This window comes from Mesorhizobium sp. M0500 (genome assembly GCF_040321165.1).
Lineage (GTDB): Bacteria > Pseudomonadota > Alphaproteobacteria > Rhizobiales > Rhizobiaceae > Mesorhizobium.
The window spans coordinates 1-17955 of sequence record NZ_JAMYRB010000004.1 but is presented as its reverse complement, the minus strand read 5'-3'; the positions used below and the strand labels follow the sequence as shown (position 1 = coordinate 17955).

Here is a 17955-nt window from a genome sequence, read left to right as displayed (position 1 = left end):
CAGCGCATAGAAGACTAGAATCCAGCTACACATAGAAGACTACATGAATCCCGAATACTTATTTCGGGCGTGTGAAACTTTGGGTTAGGGGTAGAAAATGAATCTGATCGATAGACAGGTCGATGCTTCTTCGAGCAATCGGTACATTGTTACGAGGACCAAGTATGATTTTGAAGCGCGGAATACGCGGCCCTCTTCTGGTCACCTTCCCGATCGCGCATCGGATCCATTGGACGCAAGGTTCGCCGAACCAAAAGGCCGCAGTCTGGAATCCATAACCGGCGTGCTTGATCGCATTGGCTGTGGCTATCTCGTGCTGAATCGCGAAAGAAAAGTAGTCGAGTGGAACGCAGCCGCCCAAACCACGCTTGAGCGCCAGGGCGAAGCGGCCGACACGGCGAGCGGACTTACGGCCGCCCTAAGGCGGCTGATCGCGAATGTTCCGGGCCAATTCCTGCCGGGCTCGTTGTCTTGGGTGGTGATCCGCAGCAGGGGCGACCGACCGGTGATACTGAACGAGAACGGCGTTATCGCTCCCGACGGAACGAGCATTGTGGCGCTGCTGGATCGCGACAACAGGTCGGGGCCAAATCCTCGGACGCTGCAAAGAATGTTTGGCTTGACGAGCGCAGAAACGCACCTCGCCTTGCGCTTGGCCCAGGGCGACGCACCTTTGGAGATCGCTCGCAGCTGGCGTCTCAGCCGCACCACGATCCGTTCCCAGCTTGCCTCGCTGTTCGCCAAGACCGAAACAAAACGCCAGGCGGAACTGGTGGCCCTTCTTGGGCGTATTTCGGTCCTGCCGTAAGGCCGGCCACTTAGATCCAATCGCCGGACGTCGGCATCCGCCCGGGATTCAAACTACGCAAGTTGGCGTGTCATGACTTGGCAGGTCGTGCACCGCATTGCGCACTCCACTAGGTTCGATGCGCCAGCGTAAATATCGGAAGCCGCAATCCCGGACCGGCTATTCGGTACTGTCGAACGGATTTCGAAAGGCGACAAGTGGACAACGATCTATGCAGCGATTCTGTCCTTGCCGCAGCGGAGAAGATGGAAATCGCTCGATCCCGTTCGGACCGCGCGGTGAAGAAACTTGCACGGACAGGACCGATCGTCGTCACCGGCGCCGCAGGCTTCATTGGTTTTCACGTGGCCTCACGGCTTTTGCGTCTTGGTGTCAAAGTCGTGGGCGTCGACAATTTCACGCCCTATTACGATCTGCGGCTCAAGGAAGCGCGGTTTGCACGCCTCTGTAGCGAGGCGAAGTTCACGCCGGTACGAATGGATCTGGCGGATGCCGCGCGCGTTCAGTTGCTGTTTTCAAACGTTCGCCCCTCACACCTCGTCCATCTCGCGGCTCAGGCCGGCGTGCGTCATTCACTTGTTGACCCGCACGCCTATGTGCAATCGAATATAGTGGCGTTTCTCAACGTCCTTGAGGGCTGCCGGCATCATGGCGTCGGTCATCTCGTCTACGCCTCTTCGAGCTCCGTCTACGGCTTGAATCGAACCATACCGTTTTCCGAAAATCACGGCGCCGATCATCCCGTCAGCTTCTACGCCGCCACCAAGCGTTCGAATGAATTCATGGCGCATTCATACAGCCATTTGTTCGGCCTGCCCGTGACCGGACTGCGCTTCTTCACCGTTTATGGCCCTTGGGGCAGGCCCGACATGGCCGTCTACTTGTTCACGCGCGCGATCGTCGAGAGCAAACCAATTGAAGTAGCCAATGCCGGCCGCGTGTGGCGAGATTTCACCTATATCGACGATATCGCTGAGGGCGTGGTTCGAGCACTTGCTACACCGCCGCAGCCGGATCCGAATTGGGACCCTTGCACCGCCGACCCTGCCACAAGTTCCGCGCCGTATCGCGTCTACAATATCGGCAACGACCGGCCCGAGGAGATCAACCGGCTGATTTCGATCATCGAGACCGCTCTTGGCAGCCGGGCAGTTCGCGTGGATGTGCCGTTGCCGCCTGGCGACGTTCTGGAGACGCGCGCCGACGTCAGCGATCTTCGCCAGGCCGTCGGCTTCGCCCCGGCAACACCGCTAGAGGACGGAGTGCGACGCTTTGTCGAATGGTACCGGGACTTTCATGGAACGGATGCCGCGGCCAGCGTACGGCAACAGACGTTGGTGAATGAGGCCACCGTGTAGGCCGCGGGCCCTGTCGGGCGATGATCTGCCACTCGGCGTGTAACGCGTCGGCCACAAAGCCGCACTCGCCAGCCTCTATCCCACACAACCCTGGACTCGAAATTCCTGAACGCTGATGCCGTCGCGTATCGGGGCGCGACGGTCTCAAATCAGCGCAGGAACCAATGTCGCCGCTGGCCTTCGACTGCGTGCGTTCTGAACGATGTTAGCGCAAAGATCAGCCCAGGGATAATTTTCAGCCGTTTGCTGATGTAGATCGACATCGCCACATTCCAAATCGCCAACGCAAGCGCGAGGCCCACTGCGGCGCCCGGCGCGCCGTAGAGCGCAATTCCTGTGGCACAGCCTATGATACTGGCCGCAGCGCCGACGATCATGGTTGCGGCTGCCGCCCATTCGTTTCCGGTCATCATCAAGAGGAGCATCTGGGGTCCGCACAGCGCGACAAAGACATATCCGAGAATGAGTATCCGCGCGACGGGTGCCGCGGTACTGAAATCCCCGCCGAACCAGCTCAACAGAGGTTCAATAATCGCAAGCATCGGGATGGCCATCGTTAGAGCCCCACCAGAGGAAAGTAGGGCGGCCCGTGAAAACAGCTGCTGCAGAGCCATCCGATCGCCTCGGGCATGAAGGGCAGCCGCTGTCGGCGCAAACATCGTAGAGACGGCAACCAGGGAAAGGCTCACAAGCAAGGCGACGTTCAATCCCAATGCGAAAATGCCTGCTTCGCGAATGTGATGCGTCCAGCCCAGCACCATGACTCCGGCCCGGCTGATGAAAACATCGAGCCCAGCCATGAGCATCATTGGCGGAACCGCGGACCACCATTCCCGCGACTCGTCGCCTGGCTGAACCTGCCGCAAGCCAGGCGGCTGAAATTTTGTCGCCATGACGAACACCAGGCCGACCGTGATGGCTGAACTTGCCAGCACCGCCTGCATCACCAAGGGTGCGTTGGGGGTCCATGATCCGGATAAGCCCGCCATTCCCAGCAACGTCAACAAGAGGCCGTCGCGCACTATGCGTTCCGGCAGGAGGGCCGAGACACCGCCGCCGAAAGCACGAACAAGTGTTGCGCCCAAAGCGTAGGCGGTGACCAAAGGCACTGCTGCCATGCCTAGCAGCTGGCTGATTTGAAGCTCCTTGTGAGAAGGATCTGAAAAGAAAAAGATCAAGGCGGCGCCAACGATGCCGAATAGTGTCGCCGCCGCCAGCGACCTCTGCAGAGCAAACCTGATTACGCCGTGTACCAGGTCAAGCCGCCCTTTGGCACTGTAGGCGGAGACGAAACGCAACAAGGATACATGGAAACCAAGCGTTGCAAGATAGGCAAGCACCGAGGTCCAGGCCAGAACATAGGAGTAAATGCCATAGCTGGTGGAGCCAACGATGCGCGCAATCAATAACTGCGCCAAGCTGGTCAAGCCCGCACCCCCGATATAGACCAAAAGAGCGAAGATGCTGGCATAGCCGAGACCCCGGCCCGTGTCCTCCTTGTGCGGCAAAACCATATTCGTTGGAGCAACGGAGGCCGCAGGGAAGCGGGCGAGCTTCGGATCGCTGAAATCGTCGATGTCTTTTGCGCCGGCGTCGCGCATTTCTTCGCCTTGATCGCCTTTGGCCGCGGACCCTGCTCCGGACTGCGAGATCGTCGATATTATCTTCCGCTCGACAGGTCGAATGCCGTGGCGGTCGTTACGCGGAATCCCGCATGTGACATTCATGATGTTCTCTCGAGCAAGAGATCCGCGCTGTCCCCAAACCGGTAGCCGGCGTGTTTCCTAAGATTGACCTGCGTGAGAACGCTGCCTACGGGGACCTGAGCCGTCTCGTCCTCCGTCAGCAACTGCAGAACACCACGCGCGATGCTGCGACGCGTCCTGGCCCAGCGAACAGCGAAAAGAACTGCGTCAGCCCAGCCCGTCAGTAGCCTGGCCTCAGGTCCTCCAAGTCCCAGCGGTCCATTTATGATGACGATGCTGTACATCGAGCGCAGCTCATCTGTGACCAGGGACCCGTCGATCATGGACAGTTGCGGCAGCAGATCCTCTGATGGTGCGAGTGCCATGAAGTCGATTCCAATTTCAGGCATTCCCGTGACCGCATCGTGCAGCGGACAACGGTCGCTCATATAGTCTCCAAAGGATTTATGCGGCTTGAACGCACCGAATTCGTTCAGAAACTCGTTCGTGAGGCGGGCGCCCGTGCCATCAAGATCGAGAAAAAGCACTCGTCCCCCAAGTCGGGTAGCTGCCAAGGCGAGGCTCCATGCGAGCTCGGTCTTGCCATCATGCCGGACGCTGGACGTGACGAGGATGACGTGCGACGCACGGCCTCTCGCTTTGTTGAGAGCCACGGTGACAAGGAGAGAAGTGACGGCTCGGCTGTAGCTGCAGTTTTGCTGGCCGAGAACCAGCTGCTGTAGTCGTTTCGCGTGAATTGTGGGCGCTTCCGGTATCAGCCCCAGGCACGGAACCCTGAGCGCGGCTTCAGCTTCGGCCCCGCCGCGCAAGGTCTGATTGAGACGGCTGCGGACCAAGACGAAGACCCCGCCAATGAGGCCAAACACGATCATGCCGGGCGGAATAAGAAAGATGGGCGGCAGGGTTTTTGGATTCGTTGGCGGCCATGCCGCTGAAAGGATCGAGACCCCGGGCAAGGGAGTTGCGATGCGCTGCACCAGATCCTGTTGTTGGGTGAGAAGCTGGTTGTATCGCTGCGTCAGGATGCTGACCTGCGGCTCGAGCGCACTCAAGCCGGAAAGCCGGCCGGCTGTGTCGGCCACCACCGCATCGAGCACATTCTTACGGCCCTCCAGAGCAGCGATCTGGGCACGGTAGATGTTCCCCTCCGCCGCAATGCGAGCAGTGCCTTGTTCGATCTCGCCGTTGATCGCAGTGCTAAGGCCCGCATCCGCATTGTCGTTGGCTTGGCGGGCCGCCATGTCGGCCAATACCGGAGACCCGATCGCTTCGGCGAACGCCGCCACCGATGCTCCTTCCTCTCGCAAAGCCTCGATGTGCTGAAGGCGAGATTCCGTCGCTGAGAGATCCGCTTTCGACAAGGATATCTGCTGACTAAGTTCGGCTGTCTCCTTGGCAGCGTTATCCGCCGCACCTTGATCGACCGCGCCATGGCTCAGTCGATACTTTTCCAGGCGGTCGGTCGCTTTCGCCAGGTCGCTTTGTACGACCGGCAGGCTGGCGACGATCGAGGCGAGTTCCAGCCTGTCTGACGCCCTGCGCTTCTGTGCGAGATCGTCGATGTATACTTGGACGAACGTATTGGCCACCAGGGCGGCTCGCGCCGGATCGTCGTCGGTGAAGCCGACGGTGATCACCCTTGATCTCAGTTCCTGTCCAACCCTCATGCCCTTCCGCAATGCCTTGAGTTCGGCTGCATCGGCCGCCTCCGGCCTGCCCTGCGGCCAAATCCTTTCTAGCAGACCAGCTGCGAAGGTGCGTATGTTCTGCAGGTTGCCGCCTACCGGGGCGGCGCGGGAATTTCCGACATCATCACCTTGCTCAGCAATGTTGCCGATCTTTGTCTCGCGTAGGGCTGCCACCAGGCGACGCAGATGCCCCTGCGAAGAGAGCATGGTTAAGTGGTCATCAATGCTCGCATCCAGCATCTCCTGAGCAGAATCCGCACCTCCGGGAGCCGCGTTCCTGCCCGGAGCATCGACAATCACCTGTGCGGTCGCCTCGAACAGGACAGGACGCACAAAACCCGCAAGCCCAGCCAACACTCCGCCCAAAATCACCATTGCAAGCAGGAACCATTTTCTCCTCGCGATGGTAATGAGGAGTTGATGGAAGGGGCTCTGCGCGTCGACCTGTTCGCGCAGGAATGGCCTCATGCGCGGATTGATCTCGCGCGTCGGCACGTGCATTTCAGTGGCGCGCGGAAGGTGAATTCGGCTGACTATGGAACCTTCCATCTCATACTCCTGTCAGTTCGAGCGCTGTGGACATGCCCGTTGCCGGCCCGGCGGACCGCCCGGCCTCGTTGCGCCAGGCCTGGAACATCAACGCGGGCCACAAATCGCGAGAATGATCCTGTCTTCCGTCAAGATGGTCGCGCCAGCAGGTTTCGACCTTCGCAAAGTCGAAGATCCCATCTCCGGAGAGGCGTATATCGGCGACTAGATCGCTGGCCCAGATGCGCAACGGGCCGCTCAGCCAGACTGCTATGGGAACATCGAAACCCTGCTTCGGCCGGTCGATCAGCCGTTGCGGAACATAGCGGCTAAGCAGCTGACGAAGAAGCCACTTGCCTTTGCCATTGCGGACCTTCGCATGTGCCGGCAGCCGCCAGGCGAATTCGACAACCCGATGGTCGAGAAGCGGGCACCGGCCTTCGAGGCTATTGGCCATGCTGGCGCGGTCCAACTTCACCAATATATCGTCGGGCAGGTAACCGGCCATGTCGTCGTACAAGAGACGGGACAGCAGGCCATCAAGCCGGGGGGACCCTTGAATTGATGTGGGCGGCGTGTGGAGTGCGAGGCTCCCGGTCGATGCTCCGGTCAGCCGTCGATGCAATTCGTCCTCATCTGGCGCAGCGAGCAGCCGAGCGAGGCGATGCAGCCGGTCGCTCCGCAGCGCGTGCCGTCCACTCGCCGAAAGCGGCAGCTTGCCGACGAAATCGTGACGCGCTGCACGGGCCAGCAATCCGACCCCTGCAGCAAGCGCGTGACGCAGCGGCGACGGCAGCGCATGCTGTCGTTTCAACCGCGCAGCCATGAAATGACGAGCGTAACCGGCGAAGCATTCATCGCCACCGTCGCCTGATAGCGCCACCGTAACGTGCTGGCGAGCGAGCCGCGCCACGAGCAAAGTCGGTATCTGCGATTCATCGGCGAACGGCTCATCCCAGATCCGCGGCAGTTCCGGAATGACTTCACGCGCAGCGGCTGCTGAAAGGTGGAGTTCAGTATGATCGGTGCCCAGGTGCCGCGCGACCTCCGCCGCGTGGGGAGCCTCATCAAACCCGCCTTCTCCGAAAGCGATCGTGAATGTGCGCACCGGTTTTGGCGATTGGGCCTGCATCAGCGCCACAACCGTGGAGCTGTCGAGGCCACCAGACAGAAAGGCACCCAGCGGCACATCGGCTATCATGCGTTCCCGGACGGCAAGTCGAAGCAGATCGTCGAGTCCATCGGTCAGTTCTTCGTCGGTACCGGCGATTGGATTCTGTCGACCGTTCGCGGCGATTTCAGACAGCGACCACCAGTGTCGGGCGCGTTGCGAAAGGGATGCGGCGCTGCGCGCCTCGGCAAAATCCGCCGCCGTCACAGACAGGACCGAGCCCGGAGGTAGCTTGAACACGCCTCGCCAGATGCAACAGTTTCCCGGTACCCATCCTTTCGAAAGCATTGTCGCGGCCGCGTCGAGATCGAGCTCCTGACAGAAACCTGGAAAACGATGGATTGCCTTCAACTCGGAGGCAAAAACGAGCGCATCGCGCGTTGCAGCAACATAGAGCGGCTTCTTGCCCATTCGGTCGCGGGCGAGATGGAGGGTCCTGGTCTTTAGATCCCACAATCCAAATGCGAACATGCCAGCGAAGCGCGTGAGTGCGGTGTCGAGACCCCAGCTCTCGATTGCGCACAGCATCACTTCGGTATCGCTGGCGCCACGGAACCGATGGCCAGCGTCTTCAAGCTCGCGGCGCAGATCGCGGAAATTGTAGATCTCGCCGTTGAAGGTAATGGCATATCGGCCACTTGCCGAATGCATCGGCTGGCGTCCTGCTTCCGATAGGTCGACTATAGCCAAACGTCGGTGGCCGAAGGCAATGCCGGCTTCGCGATTGATCCAGAAGCCTTCGCCATCAGGCCCACGATGACGAAGGGCCGTCGTCATCTGGCCAATTGCCCTGAGCGGTTTGATGTTGGCGGCATCGGGTGCAAGGAGAATTCCGGTAATCCCACACATGCCATCACCTCAGGTCGCTAGAGGTTGCCGAAATCGTTCGCGGCGTTCCGGCAACAAGGCAAATGGTAAGCGCAAACCACACGATTGGATGGCGGATGATCAGATGTGGCATTCCGAAGATGACGATCGACACCACCAGCACGAACAGGGCATCGAGCTTCGCACGCCATGCGCATAAAGCCGCCGCGCCGACAATCCAGGCCAGGGCCAGGACCGCAACCAAACCACCTTGAGTGTACAGATCGAGAATCGTGTTGTGAGCCTCGAAAGGCCGGGGCAGAAATTGGCTGTAGGAAATGGGCGGGCGCTCCAGATGCGGGCCAGGACCAAGGCCCAGGGATCCTGACGTTAGGCCCTTGCCCAATGCATCTCCCCAGAGATGGATTCGAAGTGCAGCGGTTTCGGCGGTCGCTTCGCCGCCCTTGTCCTTGGTAAGACTCAAGGCGAACTGTTCGACGCTGCCCACCTCCGTGACGATGTAAGGCGTCATCGACATGGCCAACGGAAGGAAGCCAATCATCAGCAGGAGGGTAACTTGCCGGGACAGGCTGACCTTGCCGTCACCGGCTGCGAGCCATGTCCGAACCCGCAGCCCAAGAAATATCAGGCCGACCAGGACCGTCGTGTAAAGATAGGTATCACTCTTCGTCAGCCTTCCGACATAGATGATCAGGATAAGGCTGCTGAGCCCGGCCAACCTCGCCCACGGCTTGCTTGTAGTCGTCGCAAGATGCAAGGCGAGCGGACCAAGGAGTGCGCAATAGAGCGCGAGCTGGTTGGGGTTCTCGGACCAGCCTCGGAAGCGATCCCAGTACCAGGGATCGACGCCGGATTGGTGGATCCAACCCCATCCAAGTGCCAGCTGAACAATAAAGCATGCATTCGCAATCGCGACCACCCACCAGGCAGCACTGCGCAGACGGCGATCCGCGTCGGGCTCCGCGGCGGCCAGGCAGGTGACGCAGATCAGCAGCAGGTAGGCTACCCCATCGTGCATCACCACCGACAGATACAGTACCGTGGTCAGGTAGCCAACGATGGTGCCAATACCCAGAGCGAGCGTGATGATCAGCCAGAAGCCCGCAACACGGATCAGGGCGGGCCTGACTACCAAGTGACCGCCGGCGAGCACCCGCCCGATCGACAGCATGATCCAAAGCGCGAGAAACAATTCGCCATAGCCGAAGGGCAAGCCCGGAACTGAGAGCTGCGCCGCATACGACATGGCCACGCCGCAGGCCAGGATCGCGTCCCGGATCATCGGCGCGCTCCACCCGATCCGCGGTTTGCAGCAGGCTCTTCAAGCAACACCGGCGATGCCGGTCGAGCGAAGCCGCCCTGGGATTTGGCACTAAGGACATTGTCGTAGAGATCGCAATATTGCTCGACCACCCAGGGCAGCGAGAACTGCGTCCGGACGAGCTCGACAGAGCGAGCGCCCATGGTCCGTCCTTTCCGGCGGTCGGACAGGACCTCTATAATTCGAGAGGCAAGGCCGTTCGCATCGTGCGGGGGGACGAGATGGCCGTTCCATCCGTCCTCGACCACCTCATTGCAACCAGGCATCATCGAGGCGACGATAGGCAATCCCGCGAGCCCTGCCTCCAGCAGGACGCGCGGAATCCCTTCTCGGTATTGTGTTGGAAAGGCGAACAGATCGGCCATGCCAAGAAGGGCAGGAACGTCGCGTCGTGGACCCAAGGCGATGACATGCGGCACATGTCGATCGATCTCAGCCTTGTCCACTGCAAATGGGCCCTCGGATTCCAATGGGCCGACAAGCACGAAACGGGCATTGGGCCTTTCCGACAGGATGCGAGGGACTGCCTTGAGGAGTGTCGGGATGCCTTTCTGGCGCGTTAGCCGGCCGACAAAAATTACGATCTCGGCGGATTGGAGCCCAAGCTCTTCGCGCATTTTCATCGCCGACGGGGCAAGATGCCTTGCCATGGCGAACGCATCGACGTCGATTCCAGAACTGCGGATCACTCGTCCGCTGCCGCGTCCGATCAGTCGGTAGCGTTCAAAGAATGCCTGATCGTCCCGATTCTGGAACACCGTAGCCGCCGTCCATAACGACGAAAGCCATTGCAGTACGCAAAAGATTGGGCGCAGGGCAAGGGCGCGCGGTTCCAGGGACGAGAACGTCCAGCCCAGACCGTTGATAGTGCGCACGACTGGAACGCTTCCGCGCACCGCAAGTGGCGTCACCAGGTTGGGCTTGGTGTCGAAGCTTTGGATAATGTCCGGCCGGAGTTCCGCCATCAGCTTTCGAATGGTTCTGATGGCGGCCCATTCTCCGCTGCTGCTGGAAAATCGGTCGAAACCGTAGCTGCGATGCGGAATGCCATGCCGCAGGAATGCGGCTTCACCGCCGCTCGACACCGCAGTAACACGGAATCCCTTCTCTCGCAGCGACATCAAGAACGGAATTCGCAGGGCATGATCCTCGCCTCCGACACACACCAGATGCGGATTCATCCTGCGTCTCCTGACCGTTCGCTGTAGCCCGATCGCGCGAAGTGGCCGGCCCTTGAATTTGCTTTCATGGTGTTGGTTTCGCTACCCATCTCGCCCAGGTCACGGTAGGGGCAGGTCTTGCCACTGTCCTCGTCTGTTTAAATGACGCAAACCCTGTCCCGGCAGCGGGCCGCCGTACCCAGCCGGTTCAGGTCGCCGCGCGTTGCATCAAAGAGGTCGGCACTGCCCGGGTGCCGAGCGCAGAGTGGTCCGCAGACAAACGGCTCGCGCTCCGCGGCACACTTTCCTGTCATTGCTGGCTGTCGTCGGAAAGCCGCCTACTTTAGCGCGGCTCCCATCATCGTCTGGATGCGCGAAGTTTGACCACGCGGGAGGTGATCGTCCGTGCCTCCGAGGCTAGCAGGATTGGAATGCCGTCGCGAACCGGATAGGCAAGTCCTGCGCTCTTCGAAACGAGTTCATCGCGATCCGAATCCCAGGCAAGTGAGCCCTTGGTCATTGGGCATACCAACCATTCTAACAACTCAGGGTTGAAAGAGGCATTCTCTTCGGCTCGCTTATCCGTATCCATCTGCTATTCCTTTCTCGGCCGTGACATCAACAGTGAGCTCCGGCGCGAGCGCCCTTGGCGATACAAGCCGTCACCCGACGTCATCGCTGTAATTCGTAGGATTCCGGCAAGTGTCATAAGCCTTGCAAACTGCACAATCACGCTAGGTGCAGGCTTGGCCACTGTCGTCGTCCGTTTGAATGAATCGACATCGAACGGAGCCGTATGGCGGCGAAGTTGAACGTGAGGCGTTAAAAGCGTGAATGGAGCAAGCACGATCGGCCATATCGCCATAGGCGACCGGAAGGTTTTGTTATTGAAGACCGCTCGCGGCTAATGCTCTCGAGCCAGTGTCTGATCCTTCCGGCCAGTCAATACGGGCGACGAAATCGTAAACCGGGCCGCCGGGTACTCCCCAATTGCTTGACCAGATCACCTGTGAACCGTCCGGGGACGGCGAGGCGTGGGTCTCACTCCAGTAGTCGAATGGAACGTTCTTCGTCTGCACAATGCGCCGGACCTCTCCGCTGCCGTCGATGCGCAACGCGATGACTTCCCGCGCATACGGCGCCCAAGCCGGATATTTCGATACTTCGTCCGGATTGCCCGAATAGGTAAGGAACACCCAACCGGGCCTGTCCAGCGACCTGAGCGAGGCATGCTGTGCTTCACCATATCTCATGAGCGAGGTGACTTTCCCATCTGACAGCCTTCGCTTGATCACCTGGAATATGTCTGGATCGGACTTACTGATCCCCACATAGATTTCGCTGCCGTCGGCATCGACGGTCATGTCGCCATGGCCAGGCCGATGATGCTCAGTCCATTTCTGGCGCAGAACGCCGTCAACAGAAAAGATGAACGTCTGTTCAGTGTCGTCTTTCAGGTTCTGAATGCATAAGACGTTGACGCCCAGCGGCGAGATTGAGCAGGCGCCGTTGGCCCCGACAAGCTGTGCGAGATCGATTTCCGGAAATTTCCGCCGCTGTCTGAGATCGTAGGCAAAGACGACCGCTTTGCCGTCCCGGCGAACCGCGCGTACGGCAATACGGCTGCCATCACGGCTTGGATTACCTTTGTATGGCCCGAACTGGAGATTGCTACTGTCAGCCGAAACAAACAGGACCTCCTCATGATTGGTGCGTGGCGCCCAGGTCGAGATTTTCCGACCACCGACGCAGATCATCAGGTCGGGATCGTGAGGATGCCATTCGCATTCGGTCGATCGATCACGGCGAAAAAGCGGGGCGTAGGTGCGCCCATCCAGGAAGCATAAGCCGCCGCAGCCGTTGCTGATGACAAGAAGGCTCTGATCCGAATTCCAGGCCTGGGCGCTCGAATAGCGGTGGCTGCAATATTTGCTCCCGCATGCGATGCCGGCGCCGAGGATTCCGGGTTTGGTTATTCGGGTGAAAGTTGTGCCAAATGCCGCATCCTTCGCGGCGTGCAGGTAATCCGGCAGGTCCATGGCTACCGGCGCGACGAACTTTGTCGATGCGACGTCCTCTCCACTCACCGCCCCGTGGATAACTATGGATATCGCGCTGACAGCAGCTAACGTCAACGCCAAGGCAGTCTGGTAGCGAGAAAAGCGCATGTCATGTCAACTCGCGCGGTTTCTTTTCAATAATTCGATTTTCCATATTATTGGATATCTTCTTGTCGACGCTTCAAAACCGCATCTCTCTAAGCTTCAACTCTTTTAAATTTCGCCCGCGCCGCGCCGAACTTGTCGATTACTCCACGCGCTATCATTTCTGTGGCAGCTGTGAGCCCGTTCGAATCTAAACTTTCGACGCAAGTTGTTGGCACGGGAAACGATCCAAGTTGTTCCCCAATGAGATTAACGTGGTCAATATGATCAAGACTGCTCTGCAGATCGACTTCGAGGAACTTCTGAATGATACCGAGGTTACGCCGGCGTTCCTTCAGACGGACCTCTAGAATTTCCCTTGGCGCCTGCAATCGGACAAGCAGATCCGGTTTGGGTAGAAGCTCGAGCGCGCGCGACACCCTTTCACGATCCGTTACGCCGCTGAACAAAACCAGTGAACATACGAATTGCACCATACCCTGGTCAAAAATTGAGATCGTGTCATTGGACGCTATTGCCGCGCGCCAAGCTTGAAGAAGAGCTTCAAGATGCCAGTTCAGGCGAGCCGCCCACAGCTCATTCTTGGGTGGAAGAATCTTAAGCACTTCTGCACCGAGAGAACGCTGTCCGATCCACTTTGAATGCAAGCCGGAGACCAGTTTGAAGGCGGCCCTTCTAACCGGATGTCGGCGGTCACCGGTCTGCAAAACAACACAGTAGCCCTGAGCTCGCAAAACGTGCACCAGCTCGGACGCTAACGTCGTCTTACCAGCACCGGACGGCCCAAATAGCTCCAAGATCATCTTTCAATCCAGACTGAGGGAAGCCTACTGGCAGTGACGTCATGTCCATTTGCTGAAGCGAACGCCCATCTCTTCCTGGGATGTCTAGCCGACGAGCCAGGAATCCGCGCCATCCGTATGAATGACGGTGTGGTCACGTTAGGATATCGACGGACGCCAAAATCGTGAACGGAAGGAGTGCGTTTCGGTGACTATCCTTCCGGATTGCCTACCGTCCGTTTACCGTTCCGTCTCCGAAAGGGATGTGCAGTAGCCCTATTCCCCAGCACACTTCCGCGAGGGCGCGGCAGTCATGAGTTCGGCATGTCTCATCCGTTCGAGGGATGCGAGACACCCAGCCTTCTGGAAACCTTCTCTGTGATGGACGCAGCCAACTGGCCGTTTATCCCCTCTATCGCCAATAGGGCAGCTTGGTCGGCTATCCAATGAACGTGTCGGACAAAAATCTTCGATCTCATCTGCAGGAGAAATCGTATGAAAGCAGGCATATGAGCGAGAACCTCGAGCCACATCAGACGGCAGCGGCAAATACGGCTATACCTGCCAATTACAACGCCAAGGTCGCGGCAGTCGCGGCCTATGAGCTCCCGACAAAACAGAGATATCAAGATCCGAGTTTTGCGAGCTGGTACCTGAACGGCTATGCAGGCCGGTTGAAGCTGTCCACCGTTGCGTCATACGTCATTGCGCGACGGGAGCAACGCTGCATCGCCAAGGCGCTGGAGAGGTGCAGCCCGCCTCCATCTCAGGTGCTCGATATCCCATGCGGAACCGGGAAGCTGGCCGGCGTGCTGGGCCAGCATAATTGTCGGGTGCTGGCTGCAGACATTTCAATGGAAATGATGGCCTTGGCTAAATCAGCATATGAAGGTCAATCAGGATTTCGGGGATTCATCCGATGTGACGTGACGCAGCTGCCGTTCGCCGACGAAAGCTTTGATACGGTGGTCTGCCTTCGCCTCATTCACCTTATCCCGCCACATCTCAGGCGCGACATTATCATTGAGCTCGCGCGCGTTGCCAGCCGTCGCCTGATCGTATCCTACGGCCTTGGCACCCGCCTCCAGAGAATACGGCTAAGGCTGCGGAAGATGATCACCGGAAGGATGTCGGCGCCTCATCCCGTCAATCTCACCGTTGCACGACAGGATTTCGCGGCGGCGGGGCTCAAGCTGGTACGCTCTTTTAGCGTCCTGCGGTTCCTGTCCTGCGAGCAGCTGTTCGTACTTGAGAAGGTAAAGGCTTGACCTGCCGCCGGTTTGCAGTCTTCGCGTTAGCACTGGTATTGCGGATCAGGCCGCTGATGGTTGTCAAAAGCTGAAACGGCTGCGGGAGGTAGCTGTGGAACCGGCAGGCAAGGCCATTCCGGCGCGCATGCCATCACTCGACCTGCTGCGCCTAGCTGCAGCCCTCGCGGTCGTGCTCTTTCACTATCTTTTTGGCGGCGCGATCGCGGGCAATCTCGACGTGGAATATCCTGCCGCAGCACCTTACGCCATCTACGGCTATCTCGGCGTCAATCTGTTTTTCCTGATCAGCGGTTTCGTCATCGCGTGGTCGGCCGAAGGTCGAACCTGGCAGGAATTCGCGGTCGCCCGCTTCGCCCGGCTTTATCCCGGATTCCTCGTCTGCATGACCGCGACGTTTGTTGTTCTCGTCGTCGCCAAAGATCAGCGTTTTCCGACCGATGTTCCAACCTATGTAGCCAATCTTTCCATGTTCGCCCGCCTCTTCGGCAGGCCGTCCATGGATGGCGTCTACTGGTCGATCATGCTCGAGATCCTGTTTTACGGCTGGGTTGCAGTGCTGATCTTTGCCGGCGCCTTTCAGCGCTGGAAAATACCCATCGCGGCCATCTGGCTCGCAATTTCGGCAACCAACGAGTTCTTCTTTGGGAACCCGGTGATACGCATTCTCTTCATTACAAACTATGCGCCTTTGTTTGCCGCCGGCATCCTCGCGGAAGACATCGTTGCAAGGGGCCGTTCACCGGCTGCGTTCCTGTTTCTTGCCGTCGCGTTCCTGGTGTCTTGCCAGACCGCAATGTTCTCTCATAACTGGATGCAGGAGCACTTTGGCGCAGCCATTTCGTATCCGGCCCTCCTCGCTGCCAATATAGTGGTCTACGGAGTCTTCGCTGGCGCGATATTGCTCCGCTCCGTGATTGCTCCATCCAAGGCTATCATGATGCTCGGAGGGTTGACTTATCCACTGTATCTTTTGCACCAGTATATCGGCTACATTTCGCTTAACGCGCTGGCGCCTCATGTCGGCAAGAACGCCGCATTCTTCGTCGTGTTGGCCGGGGTCCTCCTTGCCTCTTTTATCGTCTGGCGCTTCATCGAGACGCCGGTACGCAAGCCGCTCGTCCGCGCCCTGGTGTCTGGGATATATCGCCTTGCACCAGCCTCGCGGCCAATCCGGCCAACCTCTTCCGCGCGAACGTCATGATCAGGAGCTTTCGGCGGATGCCGCAGAAGATGTTTGAGTCCAACCGTCGCCTCGCGGAAAAGGCAACTGGGTAGCCCCACGACGCCTGCGCAAGCGAATACATGATCTGTGGGTCAATCCGCAGGCGAGCAGCAGGCCGGCGATCAGGCGAGACAGCACCGGGGTTCCTTCCAAGCCGCCGATGTTGCACGGCACCGCTGTTGCGGCAATGCCGGCTGCGAGGCGCATTCGCATTTCGGAGAAGCGCCGTCTAGATCGGCAGCTTCGTCGATTGTGTCACATTTTGTTCTTGCTTTGTGCCGGCAGCTATGCTAGTAATTTGGGTACGGTGCAGATTCGCACTGACGACCCGCCGCTAGGCGGGTTTTGTTTTTGGTCTGGTTTTCAGATTTCCCGGCCGTCCTGCGTCGGACGGCTTCTCGACCTCGCCATTCGAGCCAAGCTCCACACGGTCGGATCAAGTCAGCCGAGTCTTATCCCGAATAGAACCATCCTTGGCTGGTCGTCGATACCGTTGCGGAAACGAGTTCGAAGGGAGCGCCCCTCCAACGCTCAATCCTACTTCAAACCTCAATATTTCTGTCAGAGGGTGTCGGTATGTGATTTGGCGCTAATATACGCCGTCTGTAAGTAGGCACGGTCGAAACAGAAAAAGGAATATTGGATGACAACTCTGCATTACACGTCAGGTGGATCGGGCACGGAAATTGCGCAAGCCGGATTCAATCTGGCCGACGTTTCATCTGTTGACCAACTCAATGCGCTGCCGGACGGTATGAAGGGCTTGGTCTACCTCAACGAAACTGACGGAGCGACGTCGTCCTTTATCGACAAGATCACGCCTTTCATCGGCAATCCGAAGCTGTTCGGATTCTTCCTTGTCGACGAGCCGGATCCCACCGGCCAATGGGGCACCTACGCCTCCGCCGCGAATCTGAAGGCAGAATCCGACTGGATTCACGCCAATGTGCCGGACGCCAAGACCTACATCACGATGATGAGCTTGGGGACGTCGGCGAATCCGGATTTTTCGGGCACGTACAATCCCGCCAATACCGGTATCGATTACTACGGCGTGGATGTCTATCCTGTCCGCACGGATGGCGCGGTCGACTACAACATGATCGACAAATTCGTCGCTGCCGCTCAGGCATCGGGCATCCCGACGAGCAAGATCATTCCAGGCTACCAGACGTTTGGCGGTGGCGACTATAACACCGACATGGGTGGCAAATATGTGGTGCCCACCGCCGCCCAGATGGAAACCATGATGGACCACTGGGCCAAGCTGGTTCCGTCACCCGCCTTCGAGTACGCGTACGCCTGGGGTTCACAGCGAGGCGACACCGCGCTTGAGAGCTCCCCGGAACTGCAGGCCGTTTTCCGGCAACACAATCTCAGCACCGCCGGGACTGCTCCTTCCGAAGCTGCGGCCACCGATCCCATTTCTACGGCGACGGTCCCTTCCGAGGCCACCACCGGCGATAGCACCGCGACTGTCACCGCTCCTTCCGAAGCCACCACCGGCGGCAGCACCTCGACCGCCACCGCCCCTTCCGAAGCCACCTCCAGCGGCGGCACCTCGACCGCCACCGCCCCTTCCGAAGCCACCTCCAGCGGCGGCACCTCGACCGCCACAGCCCCGGCCGAGACCATCACCGGCGGCAGCACCTCGACTGCCACCGCCCCTTCCGAAGCCACCACCGGCGATAGCAATCATGGCAAGACCACGCTTTCGCATCTCCTCGCCGGCAACGGCGGTTCGATTACTACCGCCGCCTCCGGCGCTACCGCCAGCGATGGCAGTCATGGCAAGACCGCGCTGTCGCCCCTCCTCGCCAGCGACGGCAGTTCGACTACTACCGCCGCCTCCGGCGCTACCACCAGCGATGGCAGTCATGGCAAGACCGCGCTGTCGCCCCTCCTCGCCAGCGACGGCAGTTCGACTACTACCGCCGCCTCCGGCGC

General features: G+C 59.2%; 13 protein-coding genes. 5 read left to right on the top strand and 8 right to left on the bottom strand.

Annotation, left to right across the window (positions count from 1 at the left end):
• The first annotated feature begins 97 nt into the window (after nt 1-97).
• Together NKI70_RS09575 and NKI70_RS09570 are read left to right on the top strand one after the other, a co-directional pair.
• Nucleotides 98-808, top strand: coding sequence for a helix-turn-helix transcriptional regulator (locus NKI70_RS09575; protein ID WP_023675616.1), 711 nt, complete (start codon nt 98-100; stop codon nt 806-808).
• A gap of 245 nt (nt 809-1053) precedes the next feature.
• A complete protein-coding gene (locus NKI70_RS09570) occupies nt 1054-2166 on the top strand; it encodes an NAD-dependent epimerase (protein ID WP_352576395.1) in 1113 nt (370 codons plus the stop codon).
• A gap of 149 nt (nt 2167-2315) precedes the next feature.
• Here the strand turns inward: NKI70_RS09570 and NKI70_RS09565 are convergent, their stop codons facing one another.
• From NKI70_RS09565 to NKI70_RS09530, 8 genes are all read right to left on the bottom strand, one after another.
• Nucleotides 2316-3893: a lipopolysaccharide biosynthesis protein gene (locus tag NKI70_RS09565; protein ID WP_352576394.1), complete on the bottom strand. Its 1578-nt coding sequence runs from the start codon at nt 3891-3893 to the stop codon at nt 2316-2318.
• The gene (locus NKI70_RS09560; RefSeq protein WP_352724526.1) at nt 3890-6109 is read right to left on the bottom strand and encodes a GumC family protein; all 2220 of its coding nucleotides are present in this window, start codon (nt 6107-6109) and stop codon (nt 3890-3892) included. Before NKI70_RS09560 ends, NKI70_RS09565 begins: the two co-directional genes overlap by 4 nt.
• A gap of 1 nt (nt 6110) precedes the next feature.
• Complete coding sequence (gene asnB / locus NKI70_RS09555; RefSeq protein WP_023675612.1) at nt 6111-8108, bottom strand: asparagine synthase (glutamine-hydrolyzing); 1998 nt, start codon at nt 8106-8108, stop codon at nt 6111-6113.
• A gap of 4 nt (nt 8109-8112) precedes the next feature.
• The gene (locus NKI70_RS09550; protein ID WP_023675611.1) at nt 8113-9369 is read right to left on the bottom strand and encodes an O-antigen ligase family protein; all 1257 of its coding nucleotides are present in this window, start codon (nt 9367-9369) and stop codon (nt 8113-8115) included.
• The gene (locus NKI70_RS09545) at nt 9366-10589 is read right to left on the bottom strand and encodes a glycosyltransferase family 4 protein (RefSeq protein WP_352569011.1); all 1224 of its coding nucleotides are present in this window, start codon (nt 10587-10589) and stop codon (nt 9366-9368) included. The genes NKI70_RS09550 and NKI70_RS09545 overlap by 4 nt, the downstream gene beginning before the upstream one ends.
• A 337-nt stretch (nt 10590-10926) precedes the next feature.
• On the bottom strand, nt 10927-11160 hold the full coding sequence (locus tag NKI70_RS09540) for a Trm112 family protein (protein WP_023675609.1): 234 nt from the start codon (nt 11158-11160) through the stop codon (nt 10927-10929).
• 292 nt (nt 11161-11452) lie between these two features.
• Nucleotides 11453-12736 (bottom strand): hypothetical protein, encoded by a 1284-nt coding sequence (locus NKI70_RS09535; protein WP_352724524.1) that lies wholly within the window; start codon nt 12734-12736, stop codon nt 11453-11455.
• 89 nt (nt 12737-12825) lie between these two features.
• A complete protein-coding gene (locus NKI70_RS09530) occupies nt 12826-13536 on the bottom strand; it encodes an AAA family ATPase (RefSeq protein ID WP_023675607.1) in 711 nt (236 codons plus the stop codon).
• 425 nt (nt 13537-13961) lie between these two features.
• On the opposite strand from NKI70_RS09530, the gene NKI70_RS09525 reads away from it, so the two are divergent.
• From NKI70_RS09525 to NKI70_RS09515, 3 genes are all read left to right on the top strand, one after another.
• Nucleotides 13962-14783, top strand: a complete 822-nt coding sequence (locus tag NKI70_RS09525) for a class I SAM-dependent methyltransferase (RefSeq protein ID WP_352699390.1) — start codon at nt 13962-13964, stop codon at nt 14781-14783.
• A 94-nt stretch (nt 14784-14877) separates the two neighbouring features.
• On the top strand, nt 14878-15987 hold the full coding sequence (locus NKI70_RS09520; protein WP_023675605.1) for an acyltransferase family protein: 1110 nt from the start codon (nt 14878-14880) through the stop codon (nt 15985-15987).
• A gap of 664 nt (nt 15988-16651) precedes the next feature.
• On the top strand, nt 16652-17955 hold a 1304-nt coding region (locus NKI70_RS09515; RefSeq protein ID WP_352724523.1), incomplete at its 3' end, for a calcium-binding protein.

What these genes read in the sequence shown, in the direction of transcription:
- NKI70_RS09535 (WP_352724524.1), bottom strand. Translation starts at nt 12,736, where the DNA reads ATGCGCTTTTCTCGCTACCAGACTGCCTTGGCGTTGACGTTAGCTGCT.
- NKI70_RS09560 (WP_352724526.1), bottom strand. Translation starts at nt 6,109, where the DNA reads ATGGAAGGTTCCATAGTCAGCCGAATTCACCTTCCGCGCGCCACTGAA.
- NKI70_RS09575 (WP_023675616.1), top strand. Translation starts at nt 98, where the DNA reads ATGAATCTGATCGATAGACAGGTCGATGCTTCTTCGAGCAATCGGTAC.
- NKI70_RS09525 (WP_352699390.1), top strand. Translation starts at nt 13,962, where the DNA reads ATGAACGTGTCGGACAAAAATCTTCGATCTCATCTGCAGGAGAAATCG.
- NKI70_RS09550 (WP_023675611.1), bottom strand. Translation starts at nt 9,369, where the DNA reads ATGATCCGGGACGCGATCCTGGCCTGCGGCGTGGCCATGTCGTATGCG.
- asnB (WP_023675612.1), bottom strand. Translation starts at nt 8,108, where the DNA reads ATGTGTGGGATTACCGGAATTCTCCTTGCACCCGATGCCGCCAACATC.
- NKI70_RS09530 (WP_023675607.1), bottom strand. Translation starts at nt 13,536, where the DNA reads ATGATCTTGGAGCTATTTGGGCCGTCCGGTGCTGGTAAGACGACGTTA.
- NKI70_RS09540 (WP_023675609.1), bottom strand. Translation starts at nt 11,160, where the DNA reads ATGGATACGGATAAGCGAGCCGAAGAGAATGCCTCTTTCAACCCTGAG.
- NKI70_RS09570 (WP_352576395.1), top strand. Translation starts at nt 1,054, where the DNA reads ATGGAAATCGCTCGATCCCGTTCGGACCGCGCGGTGAAGAAACTTGCA.
- NKI70_RS09545 (WP_352569011.1), bottom strand. Translation starts at nt 10,589, where the DNA reads ATGAATCCGCATCTGGTGTGTGTCGGAGGCGAGGATCATGCCCTGCGA.
- NKI70_RS09565 (WP_352576394.1), bottom strand. Translation starts at nt 3,893, where the DNA reads ATGAATGTCACATGCGGGATTCCGCGTAACGACCGCCACGGCATTCGA.